This is a genomic window from Bacillus sp. 17RED48 (assembly GCF_019837545.1).
In the GTDB taxonomy this organism is placed as follows: Bacteria; Bacillota; Bacilli; order Bacillales; family Bacillaceae_G; genus Bacillus_A; species Bacillus_A wiedmannii.
This window is the reverse complement of sequence record NZ_JADAXG010000011.1, coordinates 84,028-99,832: the sequence shown is the minus strand read 5'-3', so window position 1 is coordinate 99,832 and position 15,805 is coordinate 84,028. Positions and strand designations below refer to the sequence as shown.

The following is a 15,805-nucleotide window of genomic DNA, read 5'->3' as shown; positions in this document are numbered from 1 at the left end:
ACTCCGGACATTATTGGTCATAAAAAAGAACACCTACAAATGCTGTAGGTGTTCTTTTTTATTTATAATTGGATAATTTCTCTTATTTCTTCTATAGGTAACTTCGTAAATTTCGCAATATCCTCTACAGACATTCCGTTTTTATACATACCACATACCAATTGTATACGTTCGGCTTTTTTGCCTTCTTCAATACCCTTTTCAATACCTTTTTTGATTCCTTGCTCCTCTGCGTGAGCAAACTTTGCAGCTTCATCCATTAGGTTTTTTTCCCTCGCTTCATAGGCTTGTCGGAATGTCGAATCTTGACTCATTCGCTCCCACTTATTCATTGCTTTTTGTAAAATCGGATCTTGATTCATCGCAATGTCCTCCAATGTTTGAGTTAAGTGTTCATCTTCATTTGCCGGAAGTAATAACAGCCAACGAACAAATGAATCTTCCCACGGATTAACTTTCTCTTCCCGCCATTGTTCCATTAGTTTAGGAAGCTCTATAACATGAATCTCTATATCATCACTAAACTGCTTTTGCTGTTGTACATTCCATAGCTTTCCCGTTGTATGAAATTCCTCATATTCGGGAAAAAGTACGAAGTTTAACAAATTAATAGTAATTGTTTTACTAAGAGAGCTGTAAGGCATCCCTTTTTGTAACTGTGAAGTATATAATTTACCCCAGTAATACAAACTTCGTTTAATCATGTCGTGATTATTATTCAGCTGAATTTCTACGTTTACTTTAGTACCTGTGTCTAATGTGGCTGAGACATCTAAAATTGATAATTTATCATCCTCGTGTTCTCGATGTAAATGTGGATCCTCTAATTGTAGTGACATAATAGGTGATTCTAATGAATTCTTTAGCATGGCATTTAAAAATGTGATAAGAATATCCTCACTACCACTTGTCCCAAATAATTGCTTAAAAGCAAAATCAATTCGTAAATTTACTAATGACTTGGTCATGACTTTCCTCTTCCTGTCTAAGAAACTCTCTTTTCTTTATTGTACATAAAAATTAGGTAATCATGCAAATAGGAACATTTACAAAAGATAGCGCTATCATTCTTTTCAAAAATATATATTCACTAGAAGATAGAGGTAAAATTAATAGTTAATTTGGTGAATTATAACATATATTATCTTTAAATAATACCCATTTGAAAAAACAATGGATTATTTGTGACATAATTGTTAAATTTAGGGATATAAAAAGGCTTTCTATATAAAAAATAGAAAGGTGATGGTGTACGGATAAAATATAAGGGGGATTTATATTATGTTTTCAAAAAAACAAAAATTAGTAACAGTGGTTACCACTCTGACGCTAGGATGTGGATTAGTTTTCGGATTAACTCCTACTTCCGCAGATTCTATAAGTAATCCTACTCCTATTAAGGAAGAACAAGTAAGAATACAAATACCTTTTACTGGATATGTTATTTCAGCAGATGATAATTATTTAGTTGTAGCTGACACTAATACAAAAGAGGAGGCACTTTCTTATCAAAATAATTGGTGGGAATTAGCTTCTCAGAATAAAATTTTACGTGTTCCTATTACTAGCAAGGATAACTATAGCGTAGGTGAAAAACTAAATATATTTTCCGTAGGATGGACTCACTCTATTCCACCAATCGCTGTTATGCCTGTTATCGAAAAAATAATTGAATAAATTATATATTTTTTACAAAAGAAGATAGCCATTACAAATGGCTATCTTCTTTTAAACTCATTTATTCTAAATTGGACTAAAGAATTCTTGTTTGTAACTATCTTTATAAATTTATGCTATAACAACACTTGTGCACTTTTTTATTTACTGAACCATGCCTTGTTCTTCCTTCTTCATAGCTCTAATGGATTGAGCTACTTTAACCATCATAGAACATTCTATTCTCTTGCGGAAGATTTTACAGCTGAACTCATGTGTTCCCTTAAGGGAACCCGTTGCATGTATTGTATTAGCTGGGCAACCGCCGCTACAGTAAAGCTGTGCCCAACATTCCTGACATTCCGTTTTTGAATAGCAATTACTCTTCTTAAATTGAGACTGTATCTCTGTTTTTGTAATGCCATCCCAGATATTCCCCATACTATATTCTTCTTCCCCAACAAACTGATGACAAGGAAATATCTCCCCCCATGGGGTAATAGCAAGGTATTCAGTCCCAGAACCACAACCAGAAATTCTTTTTTGAACGCATGGACCTTCTGAAAGGTCAAGCATGTAATGATAGAAAGTAAAACCGCTTCCTTTTTCCTCACGGTTTAGCATTTCCTTCGAGAGAATTTCATATTGATTGTAAATTTCCAAAAGATCTTCTTCACCGAGCGCATATGGTTCTCTTGGATTACAGATAACTGGTTCCATTGATATCTTATTAAAACCTAGATCAGCGATGTGATAAATATCATTGGTAAAATCGACATTATTTTGGGTATAGGTTCCACGTACATAATATTCTTTATCTCCACGCTTCTCAACAAATTCCTGAAACTTTGGAACAATATGATTGTAGCTACCCTTCCCATTGACAGTTTTACGTAGATAATCATGAACTTTTTTTCTTCCATCAAGGCTTAATACAACATTGTGCATTTCCTGATTCAAGAAGTCAGTAATTTCATCATTAAGCAGCATACCATTTGTAGTAAAGGTAAAACGAAAAGTTTTTTTGTACTCTTTTTCTTTATTTCTTGCATAGGCGACAATCTGTTTGACAGTCTTCCACGCCATGAGTGGCTCCCCACCAAAAAAATCAACATCGAGATTTCGATGATTACCTGAGTTTTCTAATAAAAAATCGATGGCTCTTTTTCCAACTTCATAACTCATGATGGCCCTATTTCCATTGTATTTTCCTTGGCTAGCAAAGCAGTATTCACACGACAGATTACATGTATGCGCAACATTAAGGCAAAGAGCCTTCACATAAGTGGGACGATTTATCAAATCAATTGAAAGGTCCTTATAATCATCATCGGTAAAAAGCTTCCCATCTCTTTTTAGTTCTTCAATATCTGCAATTGTTTCTCGAATTTCCTTCTCGGAAACGTGGAAATCATATTTATACTTTTCCTGCATCATTGACAGGATTTCTACCATAGGAGTATTCTCATATAGCATAATTATTTCATAAGCAAGATCGTCAACAGCATGTACCGAACCGCTATAAGTATCTAATACGATATTGTATCCATTTAATTTATATTGATGAATCATACTGGATAATCAAACTCCTTTTTCATAAAGATTGCCGCCCATATAAAATATAACTGCGTACAATACTACTTGTTTCCTATCTATTTATTGTATTTTCACACTTTTGATTTGCAACTCCACATGAAGTTTTACAAGCGGATTGACAAGATGTCTGACATGCACCACATCCACCATGTTTTATAGTATCTTGCAGTTTACAAGTGCTCAGTGTTATAATTCTTTTCATTCCCCATAACCTCCTTTTGAAATAATTTTGAAGAACTACGGTATATGTTTGTGAAATGAATCACAAACATATACCGTAGTTCTTCAATTTCCCACCAATTATCACTAATATCTTGATATATTAACAAGCTACTTTTATTTTCCTTTCTTTTAACCTTAATTTGAAATATCACGAGAAGGCCAAATATTATCTATTTAACAGTTCCATACCATAAAAGCTACATATAGACTACTGTTTACTGTAATTATTTATACATAAATACGGTACGTGAAATTAAAGTATTTATCCTATAAAAAATATGGACATTTATAACTTGTTGCCACAGTCTATAAAAGGTCAATCCCATTGGAATTGACCTTTTATAGACTGTGGCAACAGAAGGATGTCATAAAACTAGGATTTGATATTGTAGTATTTCACTTGTGAAAAGTATAACATGATTAAACAAGAATAGATGTGTCAATCCTTGGAACATTGGTTATAAGTTAATTTTCCAAGTATATATAATAGTTAATGGGCCGATAGAATTCATCATACATCACTATCAATAATTAACGCTTTTTTATTAATAATCCCGTAGGAGTAACTTGATATGTTTTTTTATTACCCACAAATTCCTGTTTACTATTCTCAAGATTAGTAAGTGTGGCACGTGTCTTTTCCTTTTGTGCTTCTCCCTCTATATGAGTAAACTCAATATAATCTCCTACTTTGACGGGAACGGTTTGGCTTTCAGCAGCTTGTTGTCTATTTCCTACAATTTCTTTATTGTACAAAATATTGCCCGATGAATTTTGAACTTTAATGCTTGCATACGTACTAGTAAAATAGGAATGAGGTATACCCGTTTCTATTTTAATCTGCATTTTTTCTGTTGCTTTGTTATACTCTACTTTTGCGATTTCTCGATCATTATATCCCTTTAATGACCAGTTAAATTGATTTCCATCTAAAACTGTTGTTTCTGGCATTTTTTCTACTTTCTTCAGGCCTTCTTTTGTAACTTGATATCTTGCTGTCTTTCCAATGGTTTCATTTTTGTTATTTTCAAGGTTAATTAAAGTCGCTCGCGTCTTTTCCTTTGTTGCTTCCCCTTCTATATGAGTAAGTTCAATGTAATCACCTATTTTAACGGGCACAGTTTGGCTTTCAGCATTTTGTTGTTTATTTCCCACGATTTCCTTATTGTACAGAACGTTGCCAGAAGCATTCTGGACCTTAATACTCGCATACGTACTAGTAAAGTAGGAATGGGGTACACCTGCTTCTAGTTTTACCTTCATCTCTTCTACTGTTTTATCATAATTTACTTTTGCAATTTCTCTATCACTATATCCTTTTAATGACCATGCAAATTGATTTCCATCTAAAATTGTTGCTTCTGGCATTTTTTCTACTTTCTTTAGACCTTCTTTTGTAACTTCGTATATGGCTTTTTTTCCAAAGCTCTCTTGTTTACTATTATCTACATTTGTGAGAGTAGCTCTATGCACACCTTCTAGATGTGTTAACTCTATATAGTCTCCTACCTTGACCGAAACTTTTTGCGATTCAGCATTTTGTTGTTTGTTTCCATAAATCTCTTTGTTATAGACCACTTTACCTGATGTGTTTTGCACTTTAATACTTGCATATGTACTATCAAAGTAGTTATGTGGTACACCTGCTTTTAGATCAATTTGCATTTCTTCTGTTGATTTATTTAAATTTACTTTTGCGAATTCAAAATCTCCAATCCCTTTCAGCGACCATGCAAACTGGTTTCCTTCTAAAATATTATTTACATTAGGCATATCTGGTTTAATAGGATTAGAATCCGTCCCCTTCCAAATCTCTGCTGTTAAAATTGGATACCCTAATGCAGCTACTTTTTGAATGGTATCGTTATTTGGACGTAATCCCCACTTCTCAAAGAAAGGAATCAAATTTTGTTTGGCTACTTTTGATGTTGAAATCATAAATAATTGTTTTTTATTTTCATCAGTTTGTGGAAGTTCATTTGAAGGCATGTCTCTATACAATTGATGCAATTTAGGATAGAAATCCTCTCCATACGCTAACTGTAGTTGCCAAAGCATAACAAGCTTTACAAAAACATCGCTAATTTCATCATAATTTTTATTCACTTGTTCTAGATATTGAAATGCTTTTGGATAAATTCCACTTTTCTCTAAGTTGGATGGTTGGTTAAATGCTTTTTCTACAGAAAGGCTGTATATATTATTTTGTACTTCTGTCATATTATAAAACTTCCAGGGTGATTGTTGTCTCAAATGTCCTGCCTCATGCCAAGGACCCCATCCATCTTTTACAAATTTATTAATATCTAATACATATTGAATTGCATCTCCTACATATGCAGTTCGATAAGAAGTTGCATACATATAATAATCAGGAGAATGATTTTCTTCTACGTAATGAACATAATGTTTATCTACTTGTTCTTCGGATAATCCAGCTACTTTGTCTTGAATTCGAGTAGCTTCATCCATCTTTTTCAATAGTTGTACAGGATCTGTATTAGAACCCAACAAATATTTCTTAACACGTGCAGGGCTGGCCGTAATTAATACACGTTCTCCTTTTAACTCCACTGCATGTGCATTAGGATATTGGTCCAGCATGTTTATTAAATCTTGTTTCGTATGCTTTCCTAATTCAAAGAAAGGTGTAGTCGTTCCACCTGTTGTGATTGTTGTTCGAATGGTACCACCTTGTTGTTTATTATAAAAATAAATCATCCCCCCATTTGGAGATTGGATTGTGTTTATACCAGGTTTTAATGTGAATGATTTTATCTTAGAATCTTCTCTCCAAGAAGCATCATACGAATACGTCCCAATATATACCTGAATATCTTGATTACCTTCCACATTAATCGTTATTTGTTCATTTGGCTTTGCATATAAACCAGTTGGTTCATATGGACTAAATGCCATACTTTTTCTTTCCTGTTGTTTCAGTACCTCAACATCCCCTTTTCCTGGGACTGTAAATGTTCTATTTTCTGATTTAACTGATTTTTCACTTTGCAGTGATGTCGATAAATTTTTTTGCTGCTGCGTTTCCTCTGCAAAGACATCTGATGAAGAAGCCATTCCAGAAGCAATTATAGTTAATGTTGCAGTAGCTACTAGTATTCTTTTGGTTTTATACTTTGATTTATTCCCCATAGTATCTCCCTCTCATTTCCTTGATCAATTTAATAGTTTTGGTTTCTTTAGCATGTACTTACGTGCAAAAACAGTTCATGACCTTGTATTTATTACTTTTTTACATAGTCCTCCCTTATTCTATTTATAATTATATTTTGATATTATTTTATGACACATATTAATACAACTTTATAAAGTATCAATCAATAATGAGCTTTTATGTTTTGATTTGGTATTCCTAACTACCTTATAAATCAAATAAATTACATAAAGGTATTCGTTTTGTGTGAATAATACCTTAAATCAAATTATTTTCAGATTAATAATTCACAAAAAATTAATATTATGTAAAATTCTATCAAGGAAATAAATACAAACTGATTCGTCATGTATACATTGAAATCACTCAGGCATTTACTATCATCCGAATACTTCATTCATTTTTTCTATTTTAAGTTTAAGTTTTTAAGTTTTTAAGTTATTAGGAGATGAAAAAGCGAATCTATTTTGAAAATAGACTCGCTTTTTTTACGTATAACATAAACTTTCAAGTTTTTTTGATTGAATTTTTTATAAAAAGAAAAGGTACATCCCAAAAGAGAAGAATCCTACTTATTCAAACATGTAGATTGTGATAACCTTTGTCTCTGATATATCTCATTTATAGTTTGTTTAATTGACTATGTCTTTTAGAATACATAAAATATACTATTATCCCTATAAATAACCAAATACCGAAATAAACCCAAGTTTTTAAAGGTAGATTGACCATTAAGAATAAGCAACATGTTATTGAAATAATCGGTAAGATTGGTACCAGTGGTACCATGAAACCACGTTTTAAATTTGGGTGTGTTTTACGAAGAATAATAACTGACACACCAACCATCGCAAATGTTAATAACGCTCCAATATTCGCTAAATTCGATAATTCTTTTAAATCGATAAATCCAGCAATTAAAGCACTACCAATACCTGTTAACCAAGTTGAGAATACTGGTGCTTCTGTCTTCTTATTAATTTTCGCAAACGATTTTGGTAATAAACCGTCACGACTCATCGCAAAGAATACACGTGTTGTTGCATAAATGTAAGCGAAAATTACAGCCATAATACCAATTACAGCTCCAATTGCGATTATACCCGCTACTTTATCCTGTCCTACAACCTCTAATACGTAGGCCATTGCTTCTGGTACATCTAATTCCTTATAAGAAACCATACCAGTCATAACAAGGCAAACTATAACATAAATAATTGTACAAATAACTAACGAAGCAATAATACCAATCGGTAAATCACGTTGTGGATTTTTTACTTCTTCAGCAGACGTTGCTAACGCATCAAATCCTAAAAAAGCAAAAAATACTGCAGCTCCTCCGGCAAAGATTCCGCTTATACCATAAGGTGCAAACGGAATCCAGTTTTCTGGTTTTACGTAAAATATACCAACTGAAATGAATAAAACAACTATACCAATTTTTATTAATACCATTGCGTTATTCACTCGCTTACTTTCTTTCGTGCCTTTTGATAATAACCAAGTTAATAACAAAGTAATGATTACTGCTGGTAAGTTAACGATTCCACCTTGTGTTGGAATTGTTAAAAGTGATCTTGGTATCTCAATCCCAAACCCGCTTAATAAGTTGTGAAAATAGCCTGTCCATCCACCCGCTACTGCGGCAGTTGTAACTATATATACAGACAATAAAGTCCATCCCATTAAGTGGGCTACAAACTCACCAATCGTAGCATATGAATAGGTGTATACACTACCCGAAACTGGAAGAGCAGATGCGATTTCCGCATAACATAGGGCTGCAAATCCACAAACAATTGCGGCAATCATAAATGAAAAAATAACTGCAGGACCCGCATCTCTTGCGGCTACTAATCCAGTTAATACAAGTACTCCTGTACCAATTATTGCACCTATCCCTAGCATGGTAAGGTCAAATGCGCCCAACGTTTTTGTCAAAGTCTTACTTTTACTATCTTCCAACAATTTACTTACTGATTTTTTCCTAAATAAGTTGGCCATAACACACGCCTCCTTTTATTTAAAAAGGAGCTAAGATATCGTCTCCTAGCTCCCCTTAAGTAAAATAATTTTATTTTATAAGATTATTGAATCGTTATTTTACCTCATTGGCAACAAAGAAATGCTCACATACAGTTGAAATACGTTTTAAATCCACATTGCCACCTGAAATAACTGCTACTACTTTTTTACCCTTTACATATTTATCAACTTTGCCTGCAAGAAGAGCGGCTGTGGCTAATGCTCCCGCACCTTCTACGACAGCTTTTCCGCGTTGCAATAAGTCTTTCATCGCTACTTCTAATTCTTCTTCTGATACAGTTACAATTTCATCTACTAGGTCTTTTACAATTTCAAAGGTTAAATTTCCAGGTATTTTAACTGCACAGCCATCCGCTATTGTTGGTGCTTTATAATGTGATACAATTTCTCCAGCATCATAAGAAGCTTTCATTCCATGAACATTATCTGCTTGAACCCCAATAATATTAATGGAAGGATTAAATGATTTCAGTGCTACAGCAATTCCTGAAATAATTCCTCCTCCACCAATAGGTACAATAACAGTATCAACATCCCACATATCATCCAGAATATCTAACCCAATTGTCCCTTGGCCAGCCATTACTTCTACATCATCATATGGATGTAGGTATGTTTCGCCGGTTTCTTTTATAATCTCTTCACACTTCGCTTTTGCATCATCAAATGTATCACCGTATAAAATAACTTCAGAACCATATCCTCTCGTCGCATCCACTTTAGCTTGCGGTGCAGAGGTTGGCATCACAATTTTACTTTTGATTCCTAGTAAATGGGAAGATAATGCAACACCTTGTGCATGATTTCCAGCTGAACAAGCGATTACACCACGTTCTTTTTCTTCATTTGTTAGTTGGGAAATTTTATTAAATGCACCACGAAATTTGAATGAACCCGTTAACTGCATGTTTTCCAGCTTTAAATAAATTTCTCCACCCGTTTTACTAGTTAAATAGAAAGATTTAACCAAAGGTGTTTTTCGTGCATTTACATCAAGAATTTCTTTGGCTTTTTTAATGTCAGTGATATCTAACAATACGTTTTTGGTAATCATACTAACACTTCTTTCAATTCTTTAAAGTCCAAACCTAGCGTCATACCTAAATTTTCGTAGGTAATAATACCTTTATATACATTTACCCCAGATGCTAATGATGATTTATTTTGAATTGCAATTTCTAATCCATCTTTAGAAATTGCTAATAAATACTCAATATTTCCATTTGCCAACGCCATAGTTGAAGTACGTGGGGTGGCACCAGGCATATTTGGTACTGCATAATGAATTACGTCATGTTTAATAAATACAGGATTATCATGAGTTGTATAATGATCAATAGTTTCTACTGTACCACCTTGATCTATTGCGATATCCACAATGACACTTCCTGGCTTCATAGATTGAACCATATACTCTTTAACAATTTTAGGAGGGCGAGATCCTGGTATTAAAATTGTTGAAATAAATAAATCTGCTTCTTTAATCGTTCGCTCTAGATTTTCAGTATTAGATTCAATTATATTTACTTCTTCTGTTGCGTATTGCTTTCTTAAATATGCAATTCTTTCTTGATTAACCTCTAGGATTGTAACACTACATCCAATTCCAATTGCCATATCACAGGCATTAGTTGCAGCATTCCCTCCACCTAGGATTACAACTTTTCCGGCTGGGATTCCCTCAATACCTGATAATAAAATCCCCTCTCCTTGATGTTGTTTTTCTAAATAATAAGCTCCCATAAATACCGCACGTCTTCCAGCAATTGCACTCATAGGTTTTAATAATGCTAAATTTCCATCCTCACTAATAGTTTCACCAGCAATCGCAGTAGTACCAGCATTTCTCATTGCTTCTACACACTCTTTCGACGCAGCCAGATGTAAAAAGCCCCAAACAATTAGATCCTTTTTAAAGTAATGGTATTCTGCAGGTAGTGGTTCTTTTACCTTTACTACAATATCAACATCCCATGCCTGGCCTTGATTTACTATGCTTGCTCCTGCATTTATATATTCATCATTTGTATAACCAGAACCTAATCCAGCATCTTTTTGTACTAAAACTTCATTTCCAGCTGAAACTAATTTTTGAACATTTTCTGGAGTCATCCCTACACGAGCTTCCCCTTTTTTTATCTCTTTCACTACACCAATTTTCATATCTACACATCCTTTTTTAGAGTGAGTTATAAATTAAATTAATTATTGTCAGATAAATATAAGATTCTAAATATTCATCCTTACAATATTTTTCAAATATAATTTAATTTATAACATTGGATTGCACCTACAAGATACCATTAGTAAAAATAAGAGGTCAACAATTTTGTGAAACATTTCACAAAATGTTTTATTTAGTTGATTTTCTATATTTTATATCAAAAATATGATTGAATCCCTCAATACTTTGTGATATTCTTCACAAGAATATATCTTCTCTTTTGAATTTTGATTTATCATTTACTATATTACGATATTAAAATACCTCATTTATTCTTATTATTCATATAAAAGAAATCTTGTTTTTAACTTCATGTTTCGGGTTAAATTAAAGAATTTCTTTTAATGTATAATTCATGGAATTTTACTCGCCTCAAATCATGTGAAAATTTTCACATGATTTGAGGCGAAATTAAACTTTCTTTACTTATACGTTTAATTTCTTTTTTATTTAGTATCTGAAATGTATTCAAATTCTCTAGCTGGTAAGGATGAGGGGCGGCTATTTGTATGGATACAGGATATACTATCAAATAATTTAACAAACAGGATAAAGAATTCATAAGAGAATTTATATATTTTTCTAATTGGGAGTGATTATTTTGTCACAACAACAACTAAAAAAGGATATTGGTTTCTTTGCAGCATTAACCACAGTTATTGGTACCGTTATCGGCGCCGGAGTATTTTTCAAGCCCACTGCATTATATGGAGTAACAGGAACAGCTAGCCTAGGATTACTTGCATGGGTAATTGGTGGTATCTTGACCGTTTGCGCAGGACTAACTGCTGCTGAACTATCTGCCGCTATTCCTGAAACGGGGGGAATGATGGCATATTTAAAGAGGACTTATGGAAACTTAACTGCTTTCTTGCTTGGCTGGGCACAAACTGTCATATACTTCCCTGCAAATATTGCAGCTCTTGCTATTATTTTCGGGACACAAACGGTTAGTTTATTTGGCCTAAATGTTAATGAACACAAAATGCTAATTATCGCAATTGCAATTATCACAGCAACATTTGTAACTCTTATGAACTTTTTAGGAGCTAAAGCAGCTGGTGGAATCCAAATGGCTTCGACTATATGCAAATTGGTTCCATTAGCATTGATTATTATTTTTGGATTACTACACAAAAGTGACGTTACTTTTCAGCTTTTTCCAATTGAGGCAGGGCCGAACAAATCTATGATATCTGCCCTTGGATCTGGTTTACTCGCAACAATGTTCGCCTATGATGGATGGATTCATGTAGGGAATATTGCTGGAGAAATGAAAAACCCTAAAAAAGACTTGCCTAAAGCAATCGTATTAGGATTATCAACAGTAATGGTTGTTTATTTATTAATTAATGTCGCGTTTCTAATGGTCATGTCTGCAACATCCCTCGCAGGTACTGATACACCCGCTTCTCAAGTAGCTACAATTCTTTTTGGAGCTATGGGAGGAAAACTAGTTACCATTGGCATTTTAATTTCCGTATTTGGAACGATTAATGGTTATATTATGACAGGAATGCGAATTCCTTATGCCATGGCTATTGAGAACAAACTACCATTTAGTAAATGGTTTGCTACATTATCTAAAAATAGTCGGGTCCCTTATAATTCTGGTCTATTTATGCTATTTATTTCAATTATTATGATGGCCGTCGGCGGATTCAATACTCTTACTGATATGTTGGTATTTGTAATATGGATATTCTACACAATGACATTCCTTGCTGTATTCATCTTACGAAAAAGGGAACCCGAACTTGTGCGACCTTATAAAGTTCCATTGTATCCTTTTATACCATTAGTTGCTATTATTGGCGGATTGTTCATTGTTATTAATACCTTATTCACTCAACCTCTGCTAGCTTTATGTGGAATAGGTCTAACTGCACTCGGCCTCCCTATTTATTACACTATGCGTAAAAAGGGACAATTTGGTTTAGAAAATCATAACGAGTAGACCAGTCTTTCTTAAAGATGTGATACAAAATTTTATGATTAGATTGCAATTAATAAATAGTCTATTTTACTTCTTTATCCTTCTAAAGGATACATTAGTCTAACAAATAATAAACAAGGAGAACCCTTTTTGGGTTCTCCTTGTTTATTATTTGCCAGTGTTCTGGTTCTTTACCCTAAGTTAATTTACGCTTTATCCATGTTGCATTTCTACCTTTAGAAACTAATTTAATGTATCCCTGTGAATTTAAAGCGTGTAATGTTTTATTTATAGTACTTTCACTTATGTCTGGATACATGTTTCGAACATTTTCTTTAGTAAAAGGATTATCTTGTCTGTCTATATATTTTTCAATTCTTTTTCTTTTAGTATGAGTGCTAATACAATTTTTTATTACACAATTTAATTCTTTATATGCAGCTAAAACAATATCTAAAAAAATTTTCATCCAGAAAACTACATTATGATCGCCTTGATACCAGTGAGCTGCAGATTTATACAGAGCATCATAATAATCTGATTCATATTCTTTGAAATATTTATCTATACATGTATATTTTACAAATGTAAATCCACTTTCAATTAATAACCATTGAATTAATATTTTTGCTAACTTGCCATTCCCTTTATTAAATGGATAAATACATAGGAAATTTAAGATAAATTGAGGAATTAGTAGGAGCGGATGAAAATTCCCTTTAGCCCTTAATGCATTATATTGTTCGCATAGATCATACAAATATTGCGGAACCATATCATATAAAACAACTGTACGTAATTTAAATTGATCTTTTAACTTTGGAATAGAAGATAATACAAGTTCGCTTTTTCTCCAATTACCACTTTCAGAAGTTGAATAATTCATTAATTGGAAGTGTAATTCTTGAATTGTTTGCGGTTTAATAGGTAATTTGTGGTTTTCTTTTTGCACAAGTTCTAATGTTTTGCAATAACAAAATAAAGCGTCCTCTTCCAATGTCTGAGGGCTAGCATGATGATCAACTAATTTTTTTAACTGTTTATTTGAGAATGTAAACTTTTCATATATATTAGGAAAAGTTTTAATATATTGCAGTGATATACTCTTTTCCAAAAGATTAAATATCTCTGGTTTTTGAGTTTGATATGCTGATATTGCTCCTTTATATTCACTGATTTTACTTATAATATTTATTAGTTCTCTTTTAAATTCTAAATTTGTATATTTTTCTTCAAAGAAATTTCTCATCTCGTTCCCTCCTTTCCCTAAGGTTTATTACCAACTTTGTATGCTCCATTATCTCCCAAATTTTCACATTTCCTACTGTATGCTCGTTGTTTTATAAACGTCCAATAAGAATGTAATTAAACGATAGCCAGATGCACATAGAAATCACTCTCTTCCATAAATGTATGTAATTTAATAGATTTCTAATGTTTATTAACAAATAAAAAGGCACTTCCTTAAACTTCTAAAAAAGTGCTTTTTATTTAATCAAATATATCTGTCTTTAGTGACTTAAAGGAAACTATGCACAAAAGGTATCAACCTTTTGTGCAAATCATAACATATTTAGCTATAAATAATTATGTCGCTTCTAAAAACGTTCATTCTTGATATGTTATGAACTAATGTCGTACAGAATCTTAATTTCTTAATAATGTTTATAAAATGATTCTTTACAAGATGAAAGTACTTTATTTCTATTTAAACAAACATTTTTTCTATACTATTTGCTTTCAGAGTATATTAGATTAGGTACCTTTAAACTGTTGCTAAGAATTTATATATTCGACATAACGTTATACGATAAATTCATCTTATAGTATTGGTGACATGGTATCTTTTAATGTATGTACAGAATGATTAAAGTTAAACTTTTCTTCCGCATTTAACTCAATTTCTATAATTTCTCGAATACCTTCGCGATTAATAACAGCAGGAACTCCTATATATACATCATTATGACCATATTCATTTTCAAGGTATGCAGATACTGTTAACACACTATTTTCATTATGTAGAATTGCCTTTGTTATACGTAATAGAGACATTCCAATTCCATAACAGGTCGCTCCCTTACGTTCAATAATATGATAGGCCGCATCACGTGAACGAACAAAAATTTCGTCTAAGTCACTTTGATTATACTGACTTTTATTTTCTAAAATGGTTTGTAGCTTTTGAACGCCAACTGACACATGACTCCAAACCGGAAGCTCCGTATCACCATGTTCACCAATTATATAAGCATGAACATTATGAGGATCGATTTCAAAATATTCTCCTAACATGTAACGGAAACGTGCAGAATCAAGTGTTGTACCTGAACCAATTACGCGTTCTTTCGGCAACCCAGATTCTTTCCAAGTTACATATGTTAAAATGTCCACTGGATTTGTTGCAATTAAGAAAATACCATCGAATCCGCTTGACATGACATTACGTATAATTTCTTTAAAAATCTTAGTATTTTTTTCAACTAAGTCTAAACGTGTTTCACCTGGTCTCTGTGGCAATCCGGCTGTTATTACAACAATTTGCGCATCTTTACATTCCTCACAGCTACCCTTCCATACTTTTGTTGGTGATGGTGAAAAAGGAATTGCGTGACTTAAATCCATTGCTTCTCCTTCTGCTCTTGCTTCATTTACATCCACAAGAACGAATTCTTCTGCCAGGCCCTGATTAATCATACAATATGCATAACTACATCCTACGGACCCTGTACCAATTAAAACTACACGATTAATATTTTTATTCATTTATAGATCCCTCACTATTTATGTTATGTTTTTGTGCATTGTTGTTATCCTAATAAAAAGAGATTTAATTGATTTTGAATAAACAAATAATGAACTCGAAATACATTAATGTTCAATACCAAATAGTTAAACTTAAATTCCTTTTCATATGTATTTCCAGCAAATATTGCTCCAACTTTATTTT

The 15,805-nt window shown here is 32.8% G+C and carries 11 protein-coding genes; 2 read left to right on the top strand and 9 right to left on the bottom strand.

Features of this window, described 5'->3' with window-relative positions; translation table 11 throughout:
- Window positions 1-62 precede the first annotated feature (62 nt).
- A complete protein-coding gene (locus ILT06_RS28460) occupies window positions 63-968 on the bottom strand; it encodes an Rpn family recombination-promoting nuclease/putative transposase (RefSeq protein WP_098103705.1) in 906 nt (301 codons plus the stop codon).
- 313 nt (window positions 969-1,281) lie between these two features.
- Between ILT06_RS28460 and ILT06_RS28455 the strand changes: the two genes are divergently transcribed.
- Window positions 1,282-1,677 (top strand): DUF3221 domain-containing protein, encoded by a 396-nt coding sequence (locus ILT06_RS28455; RefSeq protein ID WP_000491774.1) that lies wholly within the window; start codon window positions 1,282-1,284, stop codon window positions 1,675-1,677.
- 144 nt (window positions 1,678-1,821) lie between these two features.
- Here ILT06_RS28455 and scfB read toward each other — a convergent pair whose 3' ends face one another.
- The 6 genes from scfB to ald all read right to left on the bottom strand — a co-directional run bounded on the left by scfB (window position 1,822) and on the right by ald (window position 10,858).
- Window positions 1,822-3,228 (bottom strand): thioether cross-link-forming SCIFF peptide maturase, encoded by a 1,407-nt coding sequence (scfB, locus tag ILT06_RS28450; RefSeq protein ID WP_098103489.1) that lies wholly within the window; start codon window positions 3,226-3,228, stop codon window positions 1,822-1,824.
- Between the two features lie 76 nt (window positions 3,229-3,304).
- The gene (gene scfA / locus ILT06_RS28445) at window positions 3,305-3,454 is read right to left on the bottom strand and encodes a six-cysteine ranthipeptide SCIFF (protein WP_000821352.1); all 150 of its coding nucleotides are present in this window, start codon (window positions 3,452-3,454) and stop codon (window positions 3,305-3,307) included.
- Between the two features lie 551 nt (window positions 3,455-4,005).
- On the bottom strand, window positions 4,006-6,627 hold the full coding sequence (locus tag ILT06_RS28440) for a putative mucin/carbohydrate-binding domain-containing protein (RefSeq protein WP_222655723.1): 2,622 nt from the start codon (window positions 6,625-6,627) through the stop codon (window positions 4,006-4,008).
- Between the two features lie 643 nt (window positions 6,628-7,270).
- Window positions 7,271-8,653 carry an amino acid permease gene (locus ILT06_RS28435; RefSeq protein WP_098103651.1) on the bottom strand — a complete coding sequence of 461 codons (1,383 nt, stop codon included), beginning with the start codon at window positions 8,651-8,653 and terminating at the stop codon, window positions 7,271-7,273.
- 94 nt (window positions 8,654-8,747) lie between these two features.
- Window positions 8,748-9,749 (bottom strand): bifunctional threonine ammonia-lyase/L-serine ammonia-lyase TdcB, encoded by a 1,002-nt coding sequence (tdcB, locus tag ILT06_RS28430; RefSeq protein WP_222655722.1) that lies wholly within the window; start codon window positions 9,747-9,749, stop codon window positions 8,748-8,750.
- Window positions 9,746-10,858 (bottom strand): alanine dehydrogenase, encoded by a 1,113-nt coding sequence (gene ald, locus ILT06_RS28425; protein WP_222655721.1) that lies wholly within the window; start codon window positions 10,856-10,858, stop codon window positions 9,746-9,748. The genes tdcB and ald overlap by 4 nt, the downstream gene beginning before the upstream one ends.
- Window positions 10,859-11,520: 662 nt before the next feature.
- Here ald and ILT06_RS28420 point away from each other — a divergent pair.
- A complete protein-coding gene (locus tag ILT06_RS28420) occupies window positions 11,521-12,876 on the top strand; it encodes an APC family permease (RefSeq protein WP_000082761.1) in 1,356 nt (451 codons plus the stop codon).
- Window positions 12,877-13,051: 175 nt separating this feature from the next.
- On the opposite strand, the gene ILT06_RS28415 is transcribed toward ILT06_RS28420, so the two are convergent.
- Complete coding sequence (locus tag ILT06_RS28415; RefSeq protein ID WP_001243458.1) at window positions 13,052-14,104, bottom strand: Fic family protein; 1,053 nt, start codon at window positions 14,102-14,104, stop codon at window positions 13,052-13,054.
- A 572-nt stretch (window positions 14,105-14,676) separates the two neighbouring features.
- Window positions 14,677-15,621, bottom strand: a complete 945-nt coding sequence (locus ILT06_RS28410; protein ID WP_097815474.1) for an L-lactate dehydrogenase — start codon at window positions 15,619-15,621, stop codon at window positions 14,677-14,679.
- Between the last annotated feature and the right edge of the window lie 184 nt (window positions 15,622-15,805).

Bases quoted from the DNA above. Each gene is read 5' to 3' on its own strand.
- ILT06_RS28415 (WP_001243458.1), bottom strand. From the start codon at position 14,104: ATGAGAAATTTCTTTGAAGAAAAATATACAAATTTAGAATTTAAAAGA.
- scfA (WP_000821352.1), bottom strand. From the start codon at position 3,454: ATGAAAAGAATTATAACACTGAGCACTTGTAAACTGCAAGATACTATA.
- tdcB (WP_222655722.1), bottom strand. From the start codon at position 9,749: ATGATTACCAAAAACGTATTGTTAGATATCACTGACATTAAAAAAGCC.
- ILT06_RS28435 (WP_098103651.1), bottom strand. From the start codon at position 8,653: ATGGCCAACTTATTTAGGAAAAAATCAGTAAGTAAATTGTTGGAAGAT.
- ILT06_RS28440 (WP_222655723.1), bottom strand. From the start codon at position 6,627: ATGGGGAATAAATCAAAGTATAAAACCAAAAGAATACTAGTAGCTACT.
- ILT06_RS28455 (WP_000491774.1), top strand. From the start codon at position 1,282: ATGTTTTCAAAAAAACAAAAATTAGTAACAGTGGTTACCACTCTGACG.
- ILT06_RS28410 (WP_097815474.1), bottom strand. From the start codon at position 15,621: ATGAATAAAAATATTAATCGTGTAGTTTTAATTGGTACAGGGTCCGTA.
- ILT06_RS28460 (WP_098103705.1), bottom strand. From the start codon at position 968: ATGACCAAGTCATTAGTAAATTTACGAATTGATTTTGCTTTTAAGCAA.
- ald (WP_222655721.1), bottom strand. From the start codon at position 10,858: ATGAAAATTGGTGTAGTGAAAGAGATAAAAAAAGGGGAAGCTCGTGTA.
- scfB (WP_098103489.1), bottom strand. From the start codon at position 3,228: ATGATTCATCAATATAAATTAAATGGATACAATATCGTATTAGATACT.